At 32.5% G+C, this 23,393-nt stretch carries 20 protein-coding genes; 11 read left to right on the top strand and 9 right to left on the bottom strand.

All coding sequences use genetic code 11. The annotated features are described in order from the left end of the window. The first annotated feature begins 180 nt into the window (after window positions 1-180). The 3 genes from acs (at window position 181) to UIB65_RS02385 (ending at window position 3,328) form a co-directional block, all read left to right on the top strand. Entirely contained in the window at window positions 181-2,277 is a 2,097-nt protein-coding gene (acs, locus tag UIB65_RS02395) for an acetate--CoA ligase alpha subunit (protein WP_330039536.1), read from the top strand. Window positions 2,278-2,342: 65 nt separating this feature from the next. Next, window positions 2,343-2,705: a hypothetical protein gene (locus UIB65_RS02390; protein WP_330039535.1), complete on the top strand. Its 363-nt coding sequence runs from the start codon at window positions 2,343-2,345 to the stop codon at window positions 2,703-2,705. Beyond that, window positions 2,702-3,328, top strand: a complete 627-nt coding sequence (locus UIB65_RS02385; protein ID WP_330039534.1) for a DUF447 domain-containing protein — start codon at window positions 2,702-2,704, stop codon at window positions 3,326-3,328. Before UIB65_RS02390 ends, UIB65_RS02385 begins: the two co-directional genes overlap by 4 nt. A gap of 18 nt (window positions 3,329-3,346) precedes the next feature. On the opposite strand, the gene UIB65_RS02380 is transcribed toward UIB65_RS02385, so the two are convergent. The 4 genes from UIB65_RS02380 to UIB65_RS02365 all read right to left on the bottom strand — a co-directional run bounded on the left by UIB65_RS02380 (window position 3,347) and on the right by UIB65_RS02365 (window position 8,069). Further along, window positions 3,347-4,318, bottom strand: coding sequence for an ABC transporter substrate-binding protein (locus tag UIB65_RS02380; RefSeq protein WP_330039533.1), 972 nt, complete (start codon window positions 4,316-4,318; stop codon window positions 3,347-3,349). A gap of 156 nt (window positions 4,319-4,474) precedes the next feature. Beyond that, window positions 4,475-5,863 (bottom strand): glutamate--cysteine ligase, encoded by a 1,389-nt coding sequence (locus UIB65_RS02375; RefSeq protein WP_330039532.1) that lies wholly within the window; start codon window positions 5,861-5,863, stop codon window positions 4,475-4,477. 17 nt (window positions 5,864-5,880) lie between these two features. Then, on the bottom strand, window positions 5,881-7,281 hold the full coding sequence (locus UIB65_RS02370; protein ID WP_330039531.1) for a hypothetical protein: 1,401 nt from the start codon (window positions 7,279-7,281) through the stop codon (window positions 5,881-5,883). 8 nt (window positions 7,282-7,289) lie between these two features. Beyond that, the gene (locus UIB65_RS02365) at window positions 7,290-8,069 is read right to left on the bottom strand and encodes a class II glutamine amidotransferase (RefSeq protein ID WP_330039530.1); all 780 of its coding nucleotides are present in this window, start codon (window positions 8,067-8,069) and stop codon (window positions 7,290-7,292) included. A 172-nt stretch (window positions 8,070-8,241) separates the two neighbouring features. On the opposite strand from UIB65_RS02365, the gene UIB65_RS02360 reads away from it, so the two are divergent. Next, the gene (locus UIB65_RS02360; protein ID WP_330039529.1) at window positions 8,242-8,856 is read left to right on the top strand and encodes a class I SAM-dependent methyltransferase; all 615 of its coding nucleotides are present in this window, start codon (window positions 8,242-8,244) and stop codon (window positions 8,854-8,856) included. A 3-nt stretch (window positions 8,857-8,859) separates the two neighbouring features. Here the strand turns inward: UIB65_RS02360 and UIB65_RS02355 are convergent, their stop codons facing one another. After that, window positions 8,860-9,060: a MoaD/ThiS family protein gene (locus UIB65_RS02355; protein WP_330039528.1), complete on the bottom strand. Its 201-nt coding sequence runs from the start codon at window positions 9,058-9,060 to the stop codon at window positions 8,860-8,862. A gap of 472 nt (window positions 9,061-9,532) precedes the next feature. On the opposite strand from UIB65_RS02355, the gene larE reads away from it, so the two are divergent. Continuing rightward, the gene (gene larE, locus UIB65_RS02350) at window positions 9,533-10,543 is read left to right on the top strand and encodes an ATP-dependent sacrificial sulfur transferase LarE (protein ID WP_330039527.1); all 1,011 of its coding nucleotides are present in this window, start codon (window positions 9,533-9,535) and stop codon (window positions 10,541-10,543) included. 8 nt (window positions 10,544-10,551) lie between these two features. After that, window positions 10,552-11,307, top strand: a complete 756-nt coding sequence (locus UIB65_RS02345) for a HesA/MoeB/ThiF family protein (RefSeq protein WP_330039526.1) — start codon at window positions 10,552-10,554, stop codon at window positions 11,305-11,307. A 5-nt stretch (window positions 11,308-11,312) separates the two neighbouring features. On the opposite strand, the gene fdhD is transcribed toward UIB65_RS02345, so the two are convergent. From fdhD to UIB65_RS02325, 4 genes are all read right to left on the bottom strand, one after another. Continuing rightward, window positions 11,313-12,143 carry a formate dehydrogenase accessory sulfurtransferase FdhD gene (gene fdhD / locus UIB65_RS02340; RefSeq protein ID WP_330039525.1) on the bottom strand — a complete coding sequence of 277 codons (831 nt, stop codon included), beginning with the start codon at window positions 12,141-12,143 and terminating at the stop codon, window positions 11,313-11,315. A gap of 123 nt (window positions 12,144-12,266) precedes the next feature. Then, window positions 12,267-14,729 carry an excinuclease ABC subunit UvrA gene (locus UIB65_RS02335; protein WP_330039524.1) on the bottom strand — a complete coding sequence of 821 codons (2,463 nt, stop codon included), beginning with the start codon at window positions 14,727-14,729 and terminating at the stop codon, window positions 12,267-12,269. A gap of 55 nt (window positions 14,730-14,784) precedes the next feature. Then, window positions 14,785-15,366, bottom strand: coding sequence for a hypothetical protein (locus UIB65_RS02330; RefSeq protein WP_330039523.1), 582 nt, complete (start codon window positions 15,364-15,366; stop codon window positions 14,785-14,787). Window positions 15,367-15,484: 118 nt separating this feature from the next. Next, window positions 15,485-16,504, bottom strand: a complete 1,020-nt coding sequence (locus tag UIB65_RS02325; protein ID WP_330039522.1) for an adenylosuccinate synthetase — start codon at window positions 16,502-16,504, stop codon at window positions 15,485-15,487. 167 nt (window positions 16,505-16,671) lie between these two features. Here UIB65_RS02325 and UIB65_RS02320 point away from each other — a divergent pair, with 167 nt between their 5' ends. From UIB65_RS02320 to UIB65_RS02300, 5 genes are all read left to right on the top strand, one after another. Continuing rightward, entirely contained in the window at window positions 16,672-18,555 is a 1,884-nt protein-coding gene (locus UIB65_RS02320) for a histidine kinase dimerization/phosphoacceptor domain -containing protein (RefSeq protein ID WP_330039521.1), read from the top strand. 2 nt (window positions 18,556-18,557) lie between these two features. Beyond that, complete coding sequence (locus UIB65_RS02315; RefSeq protein ID WP_330039520.1) at window positions 18,558-20,432, top strand: histidine kinase dimerization/phosphoacceptor domain -containing protein; 1,875 nt, start codon at window positions 18,558-18,560, stop codon at window positions 20,430-20,432. 79 nt (window positions 20,433-20,511) lie between these two features. Beyond that, window positions 20,512-20,919: a response regulator gene (locus UIB65_RS02310; RefSeq protein ID WP_330039519.1), complete on the top strand. Its 408-nt coding sequence runs from the start codon at window positions 20,512-20,514 to the stop codon at window positions 20,917-20,919. A gap of 6 nt (window positions 20,920-20,925) precedes the next feature. Next, the gene (locus UIB65_RS02305) at window positions 20,926-22,674 is read left to right on the top strand and encodes a glycosyltransferase (protein ID WP_330039518.1); all 1,749 of its coding nucleotides are present in this window, start codon (window positions 20,926-20,928) and stop codon (window positions 22,672-22,674) included. Continuing rightward, window positions 22,671-23,288: a hypothetical protein gene (locus UIB65_RS02300; RefSeq protein ID WP_330039517.1), complete on the top strand. Its 618-nt coding sequence runs from the start codon at window positions 22,671-22,673 to the stop codon at window positions 23,286-23,288. Before UIB65_RS02305 ends, UIB65_RS02300 begins: the two co-directional genes overlap by 4 nt. Window positions 23,289-23,393 lie beyond the last annotated feature (105 nt).

Below are 23,393 nucleotides of genomic sequence, written 5' to 3'. Positions count from 1 at the left end.
ATACTTATCTTATTTTTTTAGTTTCATTATTTTTTCATAAAAACTTTAAATATCTATTTTAAATAATTACAAATATTAAAATTTTTATACAATTTAAGACAAAAATATAATTGTTAATTATTTATCATTATAAATGACTTAATATTTATAATGTTAACAAAATTACAAGGAGAAAAACTTATGAAAGATCTCAATAAGATGTTTAAACCTGAATCCGTGGCTGTTATTGGTGCATCCAATACTCCTGGAAAAGTAGGATACATTATTGTCGACAACCTAATCAATGATGGATTCAAAGGAGAAATATATCCTGTAAATCCAAAAGGTGGAGAGATTTTAGGCAAAAAAGCATACAAAAACATAACCGAAATCCCCGGAGATGTTGATTTAGCAATCATAACTATTCCTTCCCCATTGGTAAACCCTGCCGTTAAAGAATGTGGTGAAAAAGGTGTTAAAAATATGGTAGTTATCACCGCAGGATTTAAAGAAGTTGGCGGAGAAGGAGCCAAACTAGAAGCTGAATTAACCGCACTTGGTGAAGAATATGGAATAAACATTATTGGACCAAACAGTTTAGGAATCACCGATTCACACACTCCATTAAACGGCTCATTTTCACAAATGATGCCACCTACAGGAAATATTGCATTTATTTCCCAAAGTGGAGCAATGATGGTTGCAATTATTGATTGGAGTGTAACATCAGGTATCGGATTCAGTAAAGTAATCAGTTTAGGTAACAAAGCAGGAGTAACCGAAATAGAATTATTAGAATACTTAGCAGAAGATGATGAAACTGCAGTAATCATTTGTTACTTAGAATCTATTTCTGATGATGAAGACTTTGTAAGAACAATGAGAAAAACAGCAGTTAAAAAACCGATTATCATACTCAAATCAGGTTCAAGTAGTGCCGGAGCAGAAGCTGCATCCTCACATACCGGAGCATTGGCAGGTAGTGATTTAGCATTCGATACCGCATTCCACCAATCAGGAATAATGCGTGTAGAAACCATGGCAGAGTTATTTGATTTAGGTTTAGCATTCTCCAAAGCACCACTTCCAAAAGGTGACCATGTAGCTATTATTACCAATGCAGGTGGAGGAGGAGTTTTAACCGTAGATGCTATGGAAAAAGCCGGTTTAGAACTTGTTCAATTTGATGAAGAAACTACTGCAAAATTAAAAGAGTGTGTAACTGAAGAAGGAAGTGCAAAAAACCCTATTGATGTATTAGGTGATGCACCAGTAAGCAGATACAAAGAATCTCTTGAAATTGTCTTAGCTCATGATGAGGTTGACAGTTTAATTATCATGGTTTGTCCTACCGCATCAGCAGATCCTGATGGAATTGCACAAGCAATCTTAGAAGAAAGAAAAGAATTTGACAAACCAATTATCGTTGTAAATATGGGTGGACCATCATTTGAAGCAGCAAATGAAGCTTTAAGAGCAAATGGAGTTCCAACATATGTATTCCCAGAAACTGCAGTAACCGCACTTGAAGCAATGACAAGATATGCTAAACTCGAAGACAGACAATATGATGATGTCATTGAAAGCATTGATGATGTTGACAAAGATGCAGTAAAAGCAATATTCGACAAAGTAACTGCTGACGGAAGAGACACATTACTTGGTAGTGAAGCTTATGCAGTAGCTGAAGCTTATGGTATTTCAGCAGCACCTATCAAATTATCCACTTCTGCAGATGAAGCAGCAGAACTTGCAAAAGACATGGAATTCCCAGTTGTACTTAAAATTGCATCTGATAAAATTTTACACAAATCCGATATCGGAGGTGTAAAAGTAGGAATTGAAAATGAAGAAGAAGCAAAAGCAGCATATGATGAAATCATTGCAAACGCTAAAGCTGCACACCCAGACATCATCCCAGACGGTGTTGAAGTGCAAAAAATGATGGATTCCGGTGAAGAAGTAATTGTTGGAATGATTAAAGACAAACAATTCGGACCAATGATTGCATTCGGTATGGGTGGAATCTACGTTAACCTTATTGAAGATGTCGCATTCAATTTAGCTAAAGGAATGAGTTCTCAAGAAATTGATGAACAAATTGAAAAAACCAAAGTATCTGAATTGCTTAAAGGATACAGAGGAGAAGCACCTTGTGACATCGGAGAAGTTAAAGAAGCTATTAAAAGAGTAGCTAGATTAACTTTAGACTTCCCAGAAATTACCGAGTTAGACATCAACCCAATCTTCGTCTACGAAGAAGGTTCAAGTGCACTCGATATTAAAATCAAATTATAATTTCTCTTTTGAGAAATTAACTCTTTTTTTATTTTTATTTTTGAAAATCATTACATGTGAGTTATATGAATGGTGAAATTGATTTAGAGCTTTATACTATCTCTATAATTAGATTAAATAATGCTTTGGAAAATCTAGAAAATGCTCAAATGACAAATGAAACAAAAGAAATGTTTAAAGCAAGTTGCGATGACTTTAACGAATTGTATCTTGACATTGTCAACGATTTAAACAATGGAGAAATCCAATTTAATGATTATTACTTATTTTTTGAAAATGGAAAACAAATGTTTCCCCAGTATATAGAAACTCTTGAAGGCATAGAAAACACAGAAATTGAAGATGAAATAAACACTTTAATCAACATATTTAACAACCTCAATAAAATAGCTGAAGCATTTCCAAGTCAACAGGATTTGACAAAATGAATTTTAATTTAGAAAGAATCGGAATTAACACCGAAGAAAGATATGAATGCATCTATACGACCATTGACAATGAAGGAAACAAAAACTCCGCAGCCATAGGTTTGAAGTATTTCGGTGATGACAACGTCGGCTGCAGAATATTCGAAGGCTCGAAAACACTTGACAACATCAAAAATACCAAAAGATATGTCGTCAACATTACTCAAGACCCTCTAATTTTTACCAAATCAACAATCGGCAAACTTCCAGAAGAATATTATACAGATGATGAAGACATTGCCATCCTGAAGGATGCCGGATCATATATTATAGTCAATGTGGTTGATATCCAAGAGCAAAAACCGGAAAATACACCAATCGACAATGATCAAAGCATTTACATAATTAAAGGAAAAATTGAAGAAGTCATAGTTAATGATGAAAATATAAAAGCCTTTAACAGAGGATTATCCGGACTAATAGAATGTTTAGTTAACTTTTCAAGATACCAAATAGTCGATGATGAAAAACGAGCAGTGTATATGGAAAGAGTCATTGAAAACAATAGAATGATTGGAAAAATCGGCGATGAAAAAACAAAAAAGGCTATGGAAACAGTCAAAAAAGAATACGAAAAAAATTAAAAAAAAGCATAGTGAATACTATGCTTCCCAGTACAATTTATCCTGAGGAACTGTACTGTTTAAAATACCTAATTTTACTTCAAGATTTTGGAAGGAATCCACATCTGCTTTGAAACTGTTATCAATTCCAGAAATGAATGGGAAACTTTGTAATGAAAGAGCTTCCAAATCTGCATTGGAAACAATATCTTCAGGCAAGAGTTTTACAACTTCAGAAGTATTGCCTGATTTAATATTATCATTGATGAATTTAGTTGATTCGTTATGAATTTCGATAATATTTTTAGTTTCGTTTTCATGGTTTTTAATGAAGTCATCAGATGCAACAACCACACAACATGGATGGTTTGGTAAAATTCCAGATGAGTTTTCTAAAACAACATTATTGGTATCATTTGCTGCTATACTTACATAAGGCTGGAAAGTGATAATACCATCGATTTGTTTGGTTTTTAAAGCATCATTCATTGAAGGAACTTTCATAGCTGAGACGTTTAAATCTTTAATAGATAAACCGTTTTTGTCTAAGTAATTTGAAAGTAAAACATGCTGAATTGAAGCTTCACCAGGAGTTGCTATTGATTTACCTTTCAAATCAGCAGCAGATTTAATTCCAGAGTCTTTAGTTACAATAATTCCACTACCTTCAGTTTGAGCAGAGGAAATAACTTTTACAGGAACTCCTTTTGCAACAGAGGACAATACAGGAGCAATTCCAACATATCCGACATCAACCTGACCACTAGCCATAGCAGTCATCAAGTCTCCACCATTATTGAACTGAACAAGTTCAACCTTAATTCCTTTTTTCTCATACAAACCTTGCTTCTCAGCTACAAACAATGCAGCATCGTGATCAGAAGGTAAATAACCTATTTTTACGGTGTTGTCTCCCCCACCTAAAAAATCAAAGAAGCCAGCGCTTGCAGCACCCATTACTAAAAATGCAGCAAGAGCCAACACTAAAACAAATGTAATTTTCTTATTCATTCATAATCACCGTTAATTAATTAACTTAATTACAATACTAATTTTATATATCTTGTATATAAATAAATTACTTAATAATTAAGTTAACAATTGTTATATAAATCCCTTAAATTATAATTTAATTTAAATACATATAAAACTTTTGTTAAAAGAAAATTACTTTCCAACCAAGGCTACATTGAAATACTTCCTAAACTCGCCATCGTTGCAAATGTCCATATTTTTCAGATTTTCTACACTAATCTGCTTATTGTTTTTAGACAGCTCAATATGCGCATTAATATAGCCCCGTTTCTTTATTAACCTCAATAACTTTTTACCGTAAGTTGAATCAGGATTTGAAATTCTCTCATACATCATATTTAGAGTATCAAATTCATTAATACCCAATGCATCACACATTTCATACATATCATCAACTATCTCAGAGGCCCACTGGCCAATAGATACTTCTTTTCCGTCTTTCAGCAATCTCATTGAATCATCATATGCCCTTTCAGCAGTGTTTTCTTCATTTATTTTAGCTTCTTTTTGCCAAAATTCATAATCTGATTCCTCTTTGATCAGCATATAAATTAAAAACAAATGTAAAAATGCCATGTCTTTTTTAACAAGCCCGCATTTATAAAACGGATTAATGTCCAATGTCCTTATTTCAATATATTCAATCCCATCATCATTTAAGGAATTTAATAAATCCTTAGGATTTTTTGGTTTTAGTCTGATTTGAGTATACAGCTCTTTTGCTTCAGACAAATCTCCATCCGCAATAAACCTGTTAATGTCACCTGTAAAATCTTCAACTGAATCATATGACGGATACAAATCTTTTAGATTTTTATAGCCGCATGAGGCATTTCTAAATGAAGGTCCTCTAGTTGAATAATAACTTCCATAATCATCGCGAGCATCCATCAGATGAATGCAGTCATGAGAAAATGTCCTGTGTGATCCGATTGAACATCCGGTCAAATAAATAATCAGCCAACAATATCTTAAATAATTTCTGGCAATTTTTAAGTAAATATCATTTTTAAATTCTTTAAAGGTTGCATTTGACTTTTCAAGGGAATATAATTTTTTTAGAAAATTATCCGAAAACGAAAAGTTAAAATGGACTCCTGAAATCATCTGTTTTTTAACGCCGTATTTCTTTGCCAAATCCTCACGATACTTCTGGTTATCGACTCCATCCTCTGAGTACTGGGCTATTGGAATTCTGTCCCAATATGGCAAAATACATGGTATTGACTGAAACCAGAGGTATTCATCATCAGGAAGTGAAGCATTAACCAAATCGGCCAACAGGGAAAATGTATCATATGCCTCATCAATTGTATCGAAGGTAGGAGTTATGATTTCAATTTGGCTTTCTGAAAAATCTGTGGTAATTACAGGATTGGTTAGTTTATCACCGAAAATAGCAGGATGCGGAGTCAATGAAAGCTTACCATCTTCTTTAGCTCTTAAACTCTCCCATTCAATGCCAAAAGAACCTGCCAATATCTCATCAGAAGATAATTTGAGTAAATTTTCAAATTTCATTCATATCCCTCGAAAAATTAAATTACTTTATTCAAATTACCATAATCTCTAATAATCTTTTCCAAATTAATTCCTTTGCGAATCATTGACAGTATCTCATTTCCAGGATTTGTATGCTTTTTAATACGAGAATACAACGGATTTAAAAATAATTCCTCACCGATGCCCCTTTCCTTAAGACCTGATGAAGACAAATCAACAATTTCTTTTGACAATTTACATAAATCCCTTTTATTGAATATTTTAGGAATATCTTCATGAATAAGGAGTTTTCTAAGCTCCCCTGCAGTATATCCGTTATGGTATAATGAATGATCATTTTCAATTATTTCTTCCAGTTCATTTAATTTATCTTTCAGTCCCAAATGGAAAGCTGCAACACACATTGAGTCTTTAATAGGTTGAGTGCATATACTTCTGAATTCAACAGTACCTCTGAATGTCAAATTAATGAATTTAAATGGCCTTAAATATTTAATATCATTTATAGAAGGCTTAATGTCAATTTCATGATACTCTCCGTTGCTGTAAATTTCCCCACGGACATATTCCTTCTGGAAATAATCAAGCAAATTCATTGACGGGAAATTGATATAAGCACCATCGCGCATTACACAATAAATATTAAGAGACTCCAGATATGCTTGCAATTCATCAATATCCTTAAAATCAACATCATACATTCCGATATTGTGAGGATTTACACCATGAGTTGAATATTCCCAAAGATAATCCCTGAAACATACTAAATCATTATTTTCTTCAAATAAAACTGAATTAGAAAACAATAATGCCTTGATAGGTTCAAGCTTTGAAAACACATTAATTGTTTGAATCAAATCATCCTTTTGAACATCGAGCTGAACCTGTGAAGCGGAGGAAAACATTCCATATTCCGGATATTTATGAAAAGCCAAAGGAATATCTGAATAGTTTTTAAATGACTTCAAATGATGATAAAGCATCAAATATCTTTCAGATGGAATTGGCTTATTCAAATTGTATTTGCGATATGGATTGATTCCCATTCCAGTCAATGTATGATTAAACTCTTCAAAGGACTCCTTAACAAAGGAATAGTATTCACAGAAACGGTCATTAATTGTAAACAAATCCTTTTCCTTGCCCATTGCAAATTCAATATTATTGTAAGAGCAGTCATAGCAGACTATATCGTCAGTATCGGGATTTTTTAAAGAAAAGACATTACCTTCATAATCTATTCCATCATCCTTAAAATCCGAGTAATGTTTTTTAAATTTATCAGTGACATCATGAACAATACTGAAATCTACAGCTTCTTTATTCAAGTTAACGATTGGAATTTCAATTTCGATACCTATGAAATCCTTTTTCTGATTTGTTGGTTTTATGAATTCGTCATATAATTTATTTCTGATAATTTCCTTACCAATCATTTACTCACCTATTGGATTGTTTTTAAAAACTCCTCGATGGCTTTTTCATGTTCTTCTGTGAGAACAAACTCATTTTCATGCTCTTCACTTTCAAATATGATTTCACCATCAATTAATCCAAATAATTTATTCAATTCAACGACTTTCCAGTTTTCATCATCATCCAGCGGTGTTGAAGCAACCAAAAAGCCTTCATCACTTTTTAAGTAGTATAAAGAATCTTTCATATTAGAATGAATATAAGTTAAATCCCCATCATAAATCATTAAATTAAGCTTATTGTTCTTTGAGAGATCTTCGACGATACCTTTCAATAAGTTAAAACGTTCCTTGATTGTTGACGGAGCATTTTTTGATTTTTCAAACTGATTGACTTTATCAATTATATAAAGAAGTATCCGCTCAGAATCAGTGTCCCCATTTTCCCTATCCCTATAATTATCAAGTTCAGGATAATCAAAAATGGTTCCATTATGAATTAACATCCAAGAACGATTATTATCATCAGCTTCTATAAAAGGGTGGCAATTGGGAGATATTATTTCACCAACCGTAGCTAACCTGATATGAGCGAATACATTTTTTCCAACAACAGGGTTGGACAATATATCCTTTAAATGTTGACTACATGTTGCTTTTATAGGTTCTTTATTTATAACAAATTCATCGGATTGCATAGTTGCCAATCCCCATCCATGCGGATGCTCTTCAGAGTGATTATAAAAACATTCCAAACATTTATTTATTTGTTTTGGCGTATTCGAATTAAAACAAAAAATTTCACACATACATTGTCCTCCTATTATTGGTTATCACAATTGTTATATTATGATAACATGTGTTATGTTACTAATAGTATTTAAAAGTATCCTTGAAAAAACAGCAAAAATAATGAGATAAATGTATCATATATTAAATTACTAAACTAATATAAGTAAAAAAAATATTAAAGGTTCAAATATGGTAGCAGAAAAGATTACACAATGCATGAAACCTCACGGTGAAGAGGGCAAGCAAACTATAGAAAATATGAATGAAAATCACAGGGAAATCTCAGAATTTGCATTTGAATGCATTACTGTCAATAGCAATGCCAAAATTTTGGATATAGGGTGTGGAGGCGGAGTCAATATTAAAAAATTCCTCAAACTAACCTGCAATAATGTTGATGGACTGGACTATTCTGAAGTTTCAGTAGCCGCATCCACAAAACAAAACCAAAAAGCAGTGAATAACGGGAGATGCAAAATTATTCAAGCAGATGTGAGCAATATGCCCATTGAAAATGAATCTTATGATCTGGTATCCGCATTCGAAACCATTTATTTTTGGCCACATATACAAGAAACATTTAAAGAAGTTTCAAGAATCATTAAACCAAACGGACAGTTCATGATAGCTCAGGGAACTGACGGAAATCATCCCGACGATGAAAAATGGTTAGCTACCGTTGAAGGAATGAAAGTTTACACAACCCCACAATTGGAAAAATATTTACTTGGTGCCGGATTTAGTGAGGTTGAAAGTTTCAAAAAAGAAAATGATTATATTATTGTAGTTATTGCTAAAAAATAACTACTATCCACCATATATAATTTGAACCAATTGAATTTCATCACCATCCTCAATTATGCTTTCCTCAATGGACAACTCTCCATTTTGTTTTGCGACAATTGTCTGGGAAGATAACTCCAGATCATCCAACAGATTTTTTATAGTGTAATTTTCATTTAGCTGTCTTTTCTCATCAATATCTTTAAACTTTAAGTTAAAATTCATCGAAATTCTCCCATATTTTAATTATTAACAATTGTTATATTACTTTCTTTATTTTTAAAGATTTCTATCGGAAAACATCAAAAACACATTACAAAATGTAAACAACCTTTTCCCATCGGGAAAATATTCCGATTTAAAAAAATTCAAAATGTTTATATAGTAATTGATACAATTTAATTTTATGGAAAAAAATAACTATTGTTATATAGTTTTAATTTCGAAGGGATTCTTAATTTTCCATATTCTCGGGCAATATTTAAAAAGACATAACTGGTAAAAACGGTAAATAAATTATTTCCCATTAGATTGTTCAATAATCTCCAAAATACCATGTTATAGCTAAAATAGTGATTGGGTTCGATTATTACTCCTTAAAATTAAACTCACCTTTTGAACCCATCAACAATTAAGAGCATTAATTAAATGCTCTTAAATTATTTAAATTTAAGAAAACAAACCAATATATGATAAAATGAAACTAGAAGAAAAAATTAGTATTGTTGAAAATATTTTAAAAGGCAAGAAAGTTGCAATTGGATTTTCCGGTGGAGCTGATTCTACATTGATAGCTTATTTATCTTCCAAATTTGCAAAAGACACTTTAGCTATCACTATCGATAATCACATACTGCCGACAGATTTTATTGAGAATGCCAAAAAAGCAACTGAGTCTTTTGGAATAAGACATGAAATTATCGATATTAATTTTTATGAAGACGATAAATTTTTATCAAATGATTCCAGCAGGTGTTATGCCTGCAGAGACTTAATGTATACTCAAATTGAACAATTGGCCAAAAAAAGAGGATTTGACTTTATTTGCGATGGAAACAACATCAGTGATTTGGTTATTGATAGGCCTGGAATACTAATAACATATAAAAAGGGCTTCAAAACACCATTCATTGATGCCAAATTAACATCAAAAGAGATTCATGAATACTTAAATAAAAACAATATCTCCTATTCAAGGTCAACAACCTGTCTTGCAACTAGAATTCCAACAGATACTCCAACAACTTATGAAAAAATTAAAAGAATCAGTTATTGTGAGGATTATATTCTAGCAAATACCGACTGCGAAATCGTTAAAGTTAGAGACAATGGGAAATTTGGTATTATTGAAGTAGATAATTTAGATGAAATTATAAAAGAAAACAAATATAATCAAATCAATGATGAATTAAAAAGACAAGGATTCAAAAAAGTTGCTTTAGATTTATCACAAATTGATGATGATGAATACATAGCCATTGATTATGACAACAGTTCTTTTTCATACAAATTACCCTATACAATTAACCTTGAAAATACCAAAAAACAATTAGGCAATAAAATCCTTTCTGAATCAAAAGATAAAATCGACCTTGAAAAAATTTCCATTTATGAAAACGGATTGATTGAAGGACATGATTTGGAAAGCTACGAAATTGCATTAGATACATTTATGGAAATATTGCCAAGACTTAGAAGAAATATTTAGGTGATTAAATGCCAACAAGATACATCGGTGATGGATACTGGGAAATAGCTTCCCGTCAAATGAGTATTGTAACAAGAAGTGAACAGGAAAGATTCAAAGATGGAAAAATCACAGTTATCGGCTGTGGAGGAATTGGTGGAGAAACCATAGAAATGCTTGCCAGAATGGGAATTGGAGAACTTGTTTTAGTCGATAAGGATGCATTTGATTTATCCAATTTAAATAGACAAACTTTAGCAACAATTTCCGATTTGGGTCTTGATAAAAGTGCAGTAGCTGCTGAAAAGGTTAGATTAATTAACCCCTACGTTAAAACTACCATTTTCAATGAACATGTCGATCAAAGCAATATCGATAAAGTAATTGGAGACTCAGACCTCGTTATTGACGCATTGGATAACGTATTAACAAGAGTTATTGTTTCAAGAACAGCTAAAGAAAAAGGAATTCCCTACATTCACGGAGCAATTCACGGCACATTAGGTCAGATTACAGTATTTTTACCTAATAGTGATAAGACATATGAAGAAATGTTTAACCTGCCTTCTGTAGGTCATGAATTGAATGATGAAACAATTGAAGCTTTAAAAAATGTAACTTCCGGAGTGCCTCCGGTAATCGGACCAACACCAAACTTAATCGGATGTCTTGAAGCATTTGAAGCTTATAAAATAATAACTGGAGTCGGAAAAGTAACCGTAGCTCCAAATATATTAACATTTGACCTGTTAGATTTAAGTTCATTTTCATTAGATGAACTTTAAATCATCTATTTTTCTAAATTTACCCTTTCAGGTGCGGTATATACAGTAAATCTGTTATCACGAACAAAACCAATCACAGTAATATTTCCTGCACGAGCTACATCAATACCTGATGATGCAGGAGCTGCATTTGAGATAATGATTGGAATTCCAACACGAATTACCTTAATCAACATATCAGCAGGCATTCTTCCACTGTAGGAAATGTAGCACCTTGAAAAATCATAGCCTTCCTTTGAGGCAGCCCCAATTACTTTGTCAACCGCTACGTGACGGCTCACATCTTCACGAATGATAATATTATCCCCATATTTTAGCTGGGCAACGTGCACTCCCGCAGTCTTTTGCCATATTTTTGCCTCATCAGTTAAATGTTTTATATCCTTAATTATTTGAGTTGCATTAATTTTTAAATCAGAATTGTTTGGTTCAATGGTCTTTAGCTCTGATCTTATTCCTCCAGCATTATCTGAATTTACACCCTGATATTCCAAAAGTCTGCAAACACATGCATGTTCGCAATTTCCTTTTCTTTCCTGAACAATGCCTTCCTGTTCCAAATCTTCTTCAGGGTCATGGGACAGTTTTGTTGAAACCAAAACATTTGTTCCATCAAGTTTGATTGATTCAATATCAGAATAATCTTTAATCAAACCTTCTCCAAGACAGTATCCTATCGCAAAGTCTTCTAAATCCTTAGGATAAGTTGAAAATTTTCTTGGAGGTAAATAATCTATAAACAAATAAGTATATTCATCATCGACACTGTTTTCTTTAATAACATTATATTCTCCAGCTTTCCATTGGATAACTTCAGTTTGTCTTAAAAATTCCATTTTTTTCAACTCCAATTATAAATATTAACAATTGTTATATTTATAGTTTAAAAAAATATTTATCAGTAAAACAACCAGCAATACAACAACATTAGTCACTTTTCACTAAAATCATTGAAAATCTTAAAATAATTCCTTTTCAGCCAAATATTTTCCTGTTAAACTTTCAGAAGAGTTTATAATATCATCCAAAATTCCTTTGGCTAAAATTTTACCGCCACAGTTATCATCGTCAATTCCAATATCAATAATATAATCTGCATTAGCTATTAAATCCAAATCGTGTTCAATGACAATAACTGTTGCTCCCCTGTCAATCAAATTATCCAAAACATCAATTAAGACCTTAACATCCAATGGATGCAGACCGATTGTCGGCTCATCAAAGATAAATATTGAATTCCTTTGTGATTTTCCAATTTCCGATGCCAATTTAAGCCTTTGGGCTTCCCCACCAGACAAGCTTGGAGTAGCCTCACCCAAAGTAAGATACCCCAATCCCAAATCAGACAGCTTTTGCAGTTTGGAAGTTACCTTTTTAAGGCCAAACAATTCTTCCAGAGCTTCATCTATTGTTAATGTCATAATATCCGCAAGAGACAAAGCATTGAATTTTGTTTTTTCAATATCTCCATTGTATCTTGTGCCTTCACAGTCAGGACATGTCATTTCCACATCCGGAAGGAACTGCACATCCATAGAAACACTGCCAGTCCCATTGCATGTTTCACACCTTAACTTTCCCGTATTGTATGAAAAATCAGCAGTTTTATACTCGCCAGACAATTTGGAAAACTCTCTTCTTAAATCATCAAGGACCTTTGAATATGTTGCAACAGTACTTCTCACATTCTTTCCTATTGGAACACTGTCAATCAAATCAATTTTATTAATGTCCCCACATTCCAAATCACAAACCTCTTCAGGCAAATTTTCATTGTTAATGAATGATTTGACCGCAGGATAGAGTGCTTCTAAAAGCAATGTTGTTTTTCCACTTCCAGAAACACCAGTTACAGCAGTTAATTTACCTTTTGGAATTTGAACATCAATTGGTTTTACATTGTGAATTTCAGAGGTTTTTATATTAATGAATCCATTTTCAAAAACATCCCCAGATTTATTTCTTATAATAATTTTTTCGGAATTTGATAAAAATGGTGCAATTTGTGATGATTCATCAGCTTTGATTTCATCAAGGGTTCCCTGCGCTATGATATTTCCGCCGTCTGCTCCTGCAGTAGGACCCAATTCAACCATATAATCCGCAATACTTAAAATTTTTGTATCATGGTCAACCAAAACAATTGAATTTCCATCCTCAACCAATCGTCTTATAACGCTGATTAATCCATTGACATTATCGGGATGCAAACCTATTGAAGGTTCATCCAAAACATACAATACGCCAGTTGTATGATTTCTTAAGGTTTTGGCAAGTTGCATTCTTTGAAGTTCACCGGTGGACAATGTATTTGCAGGCCTTTCAAGTGAAATGTAGCTCAAACCCAAATCAAGTAAAATCTCAGCATTGTCCATAAATTCCTCAAGGATATTTTCGGCCATCTGCCTAACCCCATCCGGAAGTTCACTTACAACATTTTGAATCCATATAACCAACTCTTTGAGATTCATCTTACAAGCTTCAGCTAAATTAATTCCTCCCAAAAGAGTTTCACGGGCTTTTTCGTTGAGTCTTGTTCCACAACAATCGGGACAGACCTGTGTAGTTAAATACTTATTAATCCTTTGAAGTCCCTTTTCTGTTTTTGCTTTTTTGAGAGCCTCTTCTACAGCCCTATGGGCATTTCTATACTCAGCATTCAATTCAAATAACTTACCATTTTTGGAAGGAATGTTAATGTATCTCTTAACTGCAGGGCCGTTGTAAACAATGTCTTTTTCCTCATCAGACAAATCTTTAAACGGAACATCTATTCTAACGCCCAGTTCTCCTGCAACATGATACATCCATGAAATGCCAAACATATTCCATGACTCAATTGCACCTTCCTCAAGAGTTTTTGTTTCATCACCCACCAATGTAGAATCATCGATGCATCTAATAAATCCGGTTCCGCTGCATGACGGACATGCCCCATCCGAATTGAATGCATATTCCTCAGCACCCAAACCGTAAAACTCTTCACCACAAACAGGACATACAATAGGAATTTCACGAGCCACATTCAAAGTTGGCTCCTGCAGGTGACCATTTGGACAAGTGTAGTTGCCGCATCTGGAATATAATAATCTTAATGAGTTTAAAAGTTCTGTTGATGTTCCAAAAGTTGACCTGATATTGGGAACATTAGGACGCTGATGTAGAGCCAGCGCTGCCGGAACATATTGAATTGAATCAACCTGCGCCTTTTCGGACTGTGAAATTCTTCGACGAGTATATGTTGAAAGCGCATCCAAATATCTTCTAGACCCTTCAGAGTACAGCACTCCCAATGCCAGTGAAGACTTCCCGCTTCCAGAAACTCCCGAAACAGCTACAATCTTTCCAAGAGGAATATCAACATCAATATTTTTCAAGTTATGAACTTTGGCTCCACGAATGATAATCATGTCCCTGTACATGATTTAACATTTACTTTTAAAGTATAATAATCTTGTCAGATAGTAAATTAAATATTTAATAACATTCATCATCGAAGAAATTTTTAACTTTCAAGTAAAATTCTTCACTGGAAAATCCGAAATCATTATTAAAAGATTTGTAAGCCAATTCACAATCTTTAACCAAATTAAATTTAAAATCAGGACATTTATTGAATAATTTTTTAAAACAAGTTTTGGAATGTTCAGGCAAAGGTACATCCTCATAAGGAATTTTGTCGATAATCATCTTCATAGAACTGGAAAGGACGGTAAACTGCAGGGCTGAAGCATATGCATCATAATATTCCCCATAATCCAAATTAACATCAAAATATATCATGAAATTAACAAGCACATGAGAAACCCAAATTAGGGAATTGGGTTCAAATTTTTCCAATTGCAAATCAGTGAATTTAAAAAGCAGGTCTTGCAAATCCATACTTTCATTATCTTCACAAAATCCAATAAACTCTTCAAAAGAATAATTTGTAAGATATGTAAGATAAGCATCTTTCAATTGGTCATCACAGGGATATTTGTTAATCTTTTTTATGTCTTTGCGTCTCAATTTTTTTGGATATACAAACATTGGAATCATTACTCCTGCAATAGCCAATATCTAAAGCAAATACTTTATTTCAAACATCTAAGATTTGAACATAATCTAAAATTAGTTAATTTATGTGAAAAATATCCGCACATGATTATAATTATAAAAAAAGTGTGAAAAAGAATTATAATAATTCTTTTCTTAAATCGATTGTGTCTTTTAAATCAGGCCCGGTTGAAATTATAGTTACCGGAACTCCGGTTTCGGTTTGGATATCTTCAATGAAAGCCTTGGTTTCAGCTGAAAGTTGGTCATAGTCTTGAACACGAGCACAGTCAAATAATTTGTCAACACAAGTTAAGGCAATTTGGGTTGCGCCGTTTATTCTGCATGATTCTTTAGCAAGTTCCATGTCAAAGTAACCAATTCTTCTACGTCTTCCAGTTACAACACCATATTCTTCAAGACCTTTGCTTTCTGCTTCCTCTTGAGTCATTTCAGTTGGGAATGGTCCTTCTCCAACACGGGAAATATATGATTTAAATACGTTAATGACTTCATCTACTTTAGTTGGCCCAACACCAACATCCGCAGCAAATGTAGATGCTGTAGTGTCCTTACTTGTTACAAACGGATAAGATCCATAGTAAAGTGAAAGGGCAAAACCTTGTGAGCCTTCAATAAATACATTTTCACCATTGTCAATAGATTCATTAACTTCAAGAGATACGTCAGTAATATACTCCTCAAGTTCAGGAATGTCACGTGCTAATTCTATAGTTCTCATTACACGGTCAGAATTAGCTGGTCCGCAACCAGAACCAGTACTTCCTATTTTTTTAGCCAAATGTTCGGAAGCTTGATCTCTTGACATGTGATCATTATTAATTATAGCACATCTAGGATCAACACACATTCTTTCTTTTACATTATATTTTTTTAAATCTTCAAATTCTTTGAATAAAACATCAGGATTTACTAAAACCCCAGCACCAATCATGAGTTTGGCACCAGTATGTACAAAACCTGAAGGGGTCAATCTTAAACCATATTTTTCTCCATTGAATTCAACAGAATGCCCAGCATTTGGCCCAACGCCTGCACGAGCAATAATATCTGGTTTATCAGTGTCACAAAGGTAAGTAATACATTTTCCTTTACCTTCATCACCCCATGCTCCACCGACTAAAATACTACAAGTCATTTAATAACACCTTAAAATTAATATTATGTGAAAATTAAAAAATTTTCGTACCACCTTATATTTTATCATTAATTATTAAAAAGCTTTTGCAATTATTTATAAATATAATATACATTAAAAATATAATGTGAATATATTAATATATCAACGAAACTTAAGGTAATTGCATGCATGTTGAAAGACAGTATAGGGAATTAGAAAAAATAGAAGAAATTAAAGTATACAATGTAAATACTCTTGATTTCTATCAAAAAGCCCCCCAAGTTATGAAACCAGATAAAGTCCGCTTTAGCAATATTATGAAACATGTTCCTGCAGATATAGATGTTTTTTTACCTGTTAATGAAGGGGAAGATTTTATAATTGAAAGAGTGGGCTGGAATCTATTACAAAGGGCGAATACTAACCTTGAAGATGTGGAATACCGATTATTAAGCCAATGCTCTCCATTCTTTTATGACCTTTTAGGTAATGATTTAAAAGAAGTTTATCAAAGTGGAGAAACCAAAGCAATACGAATTTTTTACTATATCAGTGACAGAGTGAAGACTTTAGCCAACATTCACATTCTTCGTGATGGAGATGAAGTGTATTTAATTTCTGATTTTAAAGAAAATAAACTTGAACCAGACATAAGTGTTGAAGAGCAAAAAGAACAGGACAACGAGAATAAAGCCAGTTTAATCGAATATTTCTCACAGACAGGAAGTTTTTACAAATCAAGAGACGAATATGTGTGGACCCCAGGAATTTATAACATCATAAACCGTTCCAAAGAGCCTAGAGATTCCTATTATAATATTATCTTTGATTTGGTAATCCCTGAAGATAAACCATTGGTTGAGGAATTGCTTGGAACTATGAGTCCTGAAACTGACACCTATGAAAACATCATTAGAATTTCAACACCCGGAGGACATATTAAATATCTAGATACATATTTATATTCAAAATTTGACGAAAATGGTGAAGAAATAAGCCACTATGGGTTATTTAAAGATGTTAGTGTTGATTCACACAAACATATGACTCGACCTGTTGATTTTATGTTAAACGGTTTTAATCACAATTCCAAATTATCATTACTCGTGGAACCGTTAAGTAAAAGATATGAATTTAGTGAAGGATTTTATAAAATAATTGAAATTCCAAAAAAAGATTATATCCACAATGAAAAAATTATTGACAATATTGTTGAACAGGAAGCTAAAGACAATATCATGAAATTAATAAACGGTGAAATTGAAGAGGTAACTGAAATTATTACATATAACATCAATGGTGATGAAGAAAACCAAAAAATATGTGAATTATTTATTGAAAGATTCAATTATGGAAATAAAACCCACAGTATCGGATTTTTAACAGACGTTACAATTGCACGTCAAAAACAAAAAGAATTAGTTGAATCAAATGCGACAAAAAACATTTTAATTAAAGAAGTTCACCACAGAGTAAAAAACAACTTACAAGTGCTGAACAGTTTCTTGAATCTGGAAAGAAGAGCATATGGAAGTAATCCAAACAAAATTTTAGACAATATGCAAGCCCGTTTATCTTCACTTGCTTTACTTCATGAAAAAACTTATAATACAACTGATTTCATTAACATCAACCTTAAGGATTATATTATTGATCAAGACACAACTCTTCAAAACCTATTTACCGCTAAAGACATTCATTTTGAATCCGATATTAATGAAGAAATCCATTTATCAATGGAGATAATAACACCATTACTTTTGGTTATTGACGAGTTAACAATGAATGCTATTAAACATGCATTTCCAGATGAAAATCAGAAAAATAAGACCATCTATAAAAAAATCGATTATGCAGACGAAAATATTTGTGAGTTAATCTTAAAAGACAATGGAGTTGGAATTGAAAAGCCTGAAAAACTTGTAAACCATAATTTAGGCTGGGAAATCATCATGAGTTTAACCCGCCAGATTAATGGAAAAATTGAGATATTGGACCTCGATGTTGGAACAGGATTTAAATTAACATTTCCAAAAACTTTTGAATATGATTTAAATGGGGATGAATAGAAATGAGAATACATAAAGAGTATCGGAGACTGGAAAATATTGAAGAAGTGAATATCTATGATGTTCATGAAAAAGAATTTTATCGAGACGCTCCGAAAGAGTTCGATATGGAAAAAATTCCATTTCAGAACGTTATGAAAAATATCAAAACCGACGTTAACATTTTCTTACCATACAAAGATGGAAAAGATTTCATCATACATGGACTGGGAAATAATGCTCTTAAAAGAGGTAATATCGCACAGGAAGATGTTGAAGGAAGATTATTAAGTAAAAGTTCCCCTATGTTTTTTCAACTTTTATATGAGTCTCTTTTTGAGGTTTATAAAACTCGTGAAACAAAGAATATGAGATTCTTATATCATCACAAAGAGAAATTAGCAAGATTGACAAATGTTAAAATAATTTATGAAATGGGAAGAGTATTCCTTCTTTCCGACCACATTGATACAAGTGAAAGCAGCTTATACATCTCTGATGAAGAAAAACGTGAAGAGGACAAAGCTAATTTAATAGAATACTTTGCTCAAACTGGAAGTTATTATAAAATTAACGGAAAATATTCCTGGACACAAGGTATCTATAACATAATTAACCGTCCAAGAGATGAATATGACGAATATTACAATATTGTTTTTGATTTGGCAATCCCTGAAGATAAGCCTTTAACCGAAAAAATTATTAAAATTATGGATTCCGGTACATCCCATTATGAGTCCATTATAAGAATAAGAACCAATGATGGAACTTTAAAATATGTTGAAATCAATTTATACTCAAAATTCGATGAAAAAGGCAATTTAATCAGTCGTTATGGATTAATGAAAGATGTGACCACATACTCCCATGACAAAATAAGAAGACCAGTTGACTTCCTATTGAGCGGTTTTAAAAATAGTAAAAAATTAGCATTGCTCATTGAACCACTAAATACCAAACAATACGAATTCTCACAGGGTTTCTATCATTTAATTGAAGAGGACCCCGAAGAATACCGACATTCCAAAGCAGTAGTTCAAAATATCGTTGAAGAAGATGTGATTAACAACATACTGCAATTAGTTGACGGGCAGATTAATGAACTTGAAGAGACATTTACATATAATGTAAAAGGTAACGAAAACAATCAAAAAATTTGTGAAATTTACCTTGAGAGATTCGAATTTGGTTCCGAGTCACACAGTATCGGATTTTTAACAGATGTTACTGAAGAAAGAACAAAACAACTGGAACTTATGGAAGCCAATGAACATCAAAAAGTATTAATTAAAGAGGTTCACCACAGGGTGAAAAACAACTTACAAGTACTAAACAGTTTCCTAAACCTTGAAAAAAGAGCATATAGAGATAAACCAACAATTATTATCGACCATATGCAATCCAGGTTATCCTCTTTGGCAATTCTTCATGAAAAAACATATAATACCACAGACTTTAAAAACATCAATCTTAAAGAATACATCGAAGACCAAGACGGTCAATTAAGAAGTCTGATTGGTTTAAGAGACGGTATTGAGTTTGAATCTGATGTTGATGGAGATTTGGTTTTAACAATTGAGGTCATTACACCATTATTATTAGTGATAGACGAATTAACAATGAATGCTATAAAACATGCATTCCCTGATAAAAGTAAACCTAACAAAAAAATTATCAAAAAGATACATAAAATCGACAATGAAACAGCAGAATTAATACTTCAGGACAACGGTGTTGGAATAGACGATCCAGAGAAAATTACTAAAAACCTCGGATGTGAAATTATCAAAAATCTGACAAAACAGTTAGATGGCCATATTGAATTATTCCAACATGAAAACGGAACAGGATATAGATTAACATTCCCGATTTACATGTCCCACACTATTGAAGGATAATTTTTTAATAGAACAAAAAAATTTTGTAAACTAAATTATTTAAATAAACAGATACAAACATAAATAAAAGAGTGAAAAAATGAACGAAAGAATATTAATTGTAGAAGATGAAGCAATTACTGCATTGGATTTGAAATATAGTTTAGAAGATTTAGGATATGAAATTATTGACACAGTTGATACAGGTCAAGATGCAATAGATGTTGCTGCAGAGAAAGTACCTGATGTCGTTTTAATGGATATTAAATTAAAAGGAGATATGGAAGGTATTGAAGCAGCTGAGGTAATATCTGAATTAAGAATACCTGTAATCTATTTAACTGCAAACACTGATACAGATACTTTTGAAAAATCAAATGTAAAAGGATCTTATGGGTTTGTTTCAAAACCATATGACATTAATAAATTAGACAAAACTCTTAAAATAACAATCAATAGAGCCAAATTAGAAGAAAACAAACTTAATGATGCAAGTGGATTTAAATAGATTCAAATGACAGAGTTACAATTAATTGAAGGTAAACCTAAAATATTCGCAATCAGTTCTGAAGAGATGATGCTATCTCAAATTGAAGATTATGTTGAAAACTATGATTACGAATATGTGGGATCAGCATCTGAAAAAAACGAGATTTTCAAAAAAATAGATGAATTATCTCCCAATCTCATATTTCTAGATACTGAAGAAGAAGGATTAGATTTACTGGAAACAGCGAGCGATTTAGAAATATTTAACGTTCCAGTAATTATCATAGTTGGAGCTCTCTTTGATGACACCATCGACAAATTATTAATGAGTAATCCTTATAATTACCTGCTCAAACCACTTGATGAAGATGAATTGCAAAGAGCAATGGCCGTATCACTTAAAAAACATGAACAGAATATATTAAGTGTTCAAACGGCTCAAAGTAGAATACAAGAAAAAAATACGGAGCTCTTAGTCGAAAAATCAGATTCAAGTTTTCTTTTAATTCTTTGTATCGCTTTAATCATAATAGCTATATTAAGTAGAAATGCCACATGGCTTCAATGGGTACTTTTAATACCTACATTGGCCATGCTTGTAAATGCAATTGCAAGTTTAAAAAAACAAAAAGAAGTCGTAGAATATGAAGAAGATGACCTTCCGTTTATAAGCATTTTTATTCCAGCACACAACGAAGAAAATACCATTGAATCAACTGTTAGAAGTGTTTGTAGCTCCGAATATACCAAACATGGGGAATCCAATTTTGAAGTTATTGTTGTTAATGACGGATCTACTGACACTACCAGAGAAATATTATCCAAATTAAAAGAAGAAATTCCAGAACTCAGAATTGTTACAAGACACCCTCCAAGATCAGGAAAAGGTAAAGGATTTGTTTTAAACGATGCATTGACATTATCAAAAGGAGAAATCATCGGTGTTTTTGATGCAGACACACAAATCAAGACTGATTTCTTAATGAAAATTGTCCAATACCTCAATGGAGACAAAATTGAAGGAGTGCAATCAAGAGTTAAAATGTGGAACAAAAATGAAAACTTTTTAGCTCGTATGCAACATGTTGAATTTGCAAGTTTTGGAAATACATTAATCGGAAAGGATAATCTTGATTTTACAGGATTTTTAGGTGGAAATGGACAATTTGTAAGAAAACAGGCAATTATAGACTCCGGTCGTTGGGATGGTTTTGCGGTAACCGAAGATTTAAATTTAGCAATTAAAATTATTCTTAACGGTGGAAAAATTCGTTACTGTGGTGAATGTGCAGTATATCAAGAAGCGGTTACAACCTGGAAAGCTTTTTTCAGACAAAGAGTACGATGGGCTATTGGTAACTTTGAAACATTATTTGTCTATTTGCCTCAAATTATTAGGGCAAAAATACCTATCTCAAAAAAATACAATATTCTAGAGCATATCTCATTTTACAGTTTTAATTTATTAATCTTCTTCGGATTCGTTATTACAATAATAAATGCTATTTCCTGGTTCATATACAATGGTGCAACAGTTATCAGAATGGAAGCACCATTTATTGTTGGAATCTTATCAATGATTGCATTTTTCCCAGGGATTTTACTTGCTCTTTCAAGGGACCGACCTACAGCATTAGAATATGTAAAAGACCTTGTAAAATATTATATTTACTGTTTCCATTTAATTCCATTGTTTTTCATAACAATGATAACAATGCTCACCAGAAAAGAAAGAAAATGGTCCAAAACAGAACATAAAGGAGGAAAACAATGAGAAAAGGAGACATAGTACGTGGAATAGTTCTTGTGATTATCATTCTTTTCTTTGCAGCCAATATTAATGGAATCAATAGTTTTTTAAGTGTCCATAGCGATAGAACTATTGATTTTGACCATAGTGCGACCATTGTGCCACAAGCATGGAATACTACCGAGGAATTAAACTTAACAAATGAATCTAAAACTCCCCATGCAATAACAAACAAATACGTATATATTGACCATTGGGATGATTGGCCGGAAGACCACATCACATCCATTTCGGAAGAAAAATTCAAATCAATGGAAAATGGTGGATATAAAGTTCTTAAAACTGAAAATGCAACTGCCAGTGGCGTGCCAGTTTCAAAACAATATTTCTCAAATCCTTCAAGAGATACAAATGTGACTTGGAACCATATTGGTGTTAACTATGTTTTCCCTAAAGAGGACACCAACTATGCAATACAGGTACATTATTTCACAACACATGATTACAATAATACTACATTTTTAAAAGAAATAGATGACCGTATTGAAGATGATATGAGCAATATCCACAACAATAACTATAATGGATTTTTCTCAGGTGTAAGAGATATTTACAATTTCATAATATCTCACATCTAACCTTTTTATCTTATGGTGAAAGAATACTCTGACCTCTTTAAGGTCGGAGATGAATTTCACAAAAAGGCATCTGAAGATATTAGTTTTCAAATGCTCTCTCTATTT

The sequence above is a fragment of the Methanobrevibacter sp. genome, assembly GCF_036307625.1.
Classification (GTDB): domain Archaea; phylum Methanobacteriota; class Methanobacteria; order Methanobacteriales; family Methanobacteriaceae; genus Methanocatella.
This window is presented reverse-complemented; position numbering and strand designations above follow the sequence as displayed.

Excerpts from the sequence above, each read along its gene's own strand:
- acs (WP_330039536.1), top strand. The coding sequence starts at position 181 with ATGAAAGATCTCAATAAGATGTTTAAACCTGAATCCGTGGCTGTTATT.
- UIB65_RS02390 (WP_330039535.1), top strand. The coding sequence starts at position 2,343 with ATGAATGGTGAAATTGATTTAGAGCTTTATACTATCTCTATAATTAGA.
- UIB65_RS02385 (WP_330039534.1), top strand. The coding sequence starts at position 2,702 with ATGAATTTTAATTTAGAAAGAATCGGAATTAACACCGAAGAAAGATAT.
- UIB65_RS02380 (WP_330039533.1), bottom strand. The coding sequence starts at position 4,318 with ATGAATAAGAAAATTACATTTGTTTTAGTGTTGGCTCTTGCTGCATTT.
- UIB65_RS02375 (WP_330039532.1), bottom strand. The coding sequence starts at position 5,863 with ATGAAATTTGAAAATTTACTCAAATTATCTTCTGATGAGATATTGGCA.
- UIB65_RS02370 (WP_330039531.1), bottom strand. The coding sequence starts at position 7,281 with ATGATTGGTAAGGAAATTATCAGAAATAAATTATATGACGAATTCATA.
- UIB65_RS02365 (WP_330039530.1), bottom strand. The coding sequence starts at position 8,069 with ATGTGTGAAATTTTTTGTTTTAATTCGAATACGCCAAAACAAATAAAT.
- UIB65_RS02360 (WP_330039529.1), top strand. The coding sequence starts at position 8,242 with ATGGTAGCAGAAAAGATTACACAATGCATGAAACCTCACGGTGAAGAG.
- UIB65_RS02355 (WP_330039528.1), bottom strand. The coding sequence starts at position 9,060 with ATGAATTTTAACTTAAAGTTTAAAGATATTGATGAGAAAAGACAGCTA.
- larE (WP_330039527.1), top strand. The coding sequence starts at position 9,533 with ATGAAACTAGAAGAAAAAATTAGTATTGTTGAAAATATTTTAAAAGGC.
- UIB65_RS02345 (WP_330039526.1), top strand. The coding sequence starts at position 10,552 with ATGCCAACAAGATACATCGGTGATGGATACTGGGAAATAGCTTCCCGT.
- fdhD (WP_330039525.1), bottom strand. The coding sequence starts at position 12,143 with ATGGAATTTTTAAGACAAACTGAAGTTATCCAATGGAAAGCTGGAGAA.
- UIB65_RS02335 (WP_330039524.1), bottom strand. The coding sequence starts at position 14,729 with ATGTACAGGGACATGATTATCATTCGTGGAGCCAAAGTTCATAACTTG.
- UIB65_RS02325 (WP_330039522.1), bottom strand. The coding sequence starts at position 16,504 with ATGACTTGTAGTATTTTAGTCGGTGGAGCATGGGGTGATGAAGGTAAA.
- UIB65_RS02320 (WP_330039521.1), top strand. The coding sequence starts at position 16,672 with ATGCATGTTGAAAGACAGTATAGGGAATTAGAAAAAATAGAAGAAATT.
- UIB65_RS02315 (WP_330039520.1), top strand. The coding sequence starts at position 18,558 with ATGAGAATACATAAAGAGTATCGGAGACTGGAAAATATTGAAGAAGTG.
- UIB65_RS02310 (WP_330039519.1), top strand. The coding sequence starts at position 20,512 with ATGAACGAAAGAATATTAATTGTAGAAGATGAAGCAATTACTGCATTG.
- UIB65_RS02305 (WP_330039518.1), top strand. The coding sequence starts at position 20,926 with ATGACAGAGTTACAATTAATTGAAGGTAAACCTAAAATATTCGCAATC.
- UIB65_RS02300 (WP_330039517.1), top strand. The coding sequence starts at position 22,671 with ATGAGAAAAGGAGACATAGTACGTGGAATAGTTCTTGTGATTATCATT.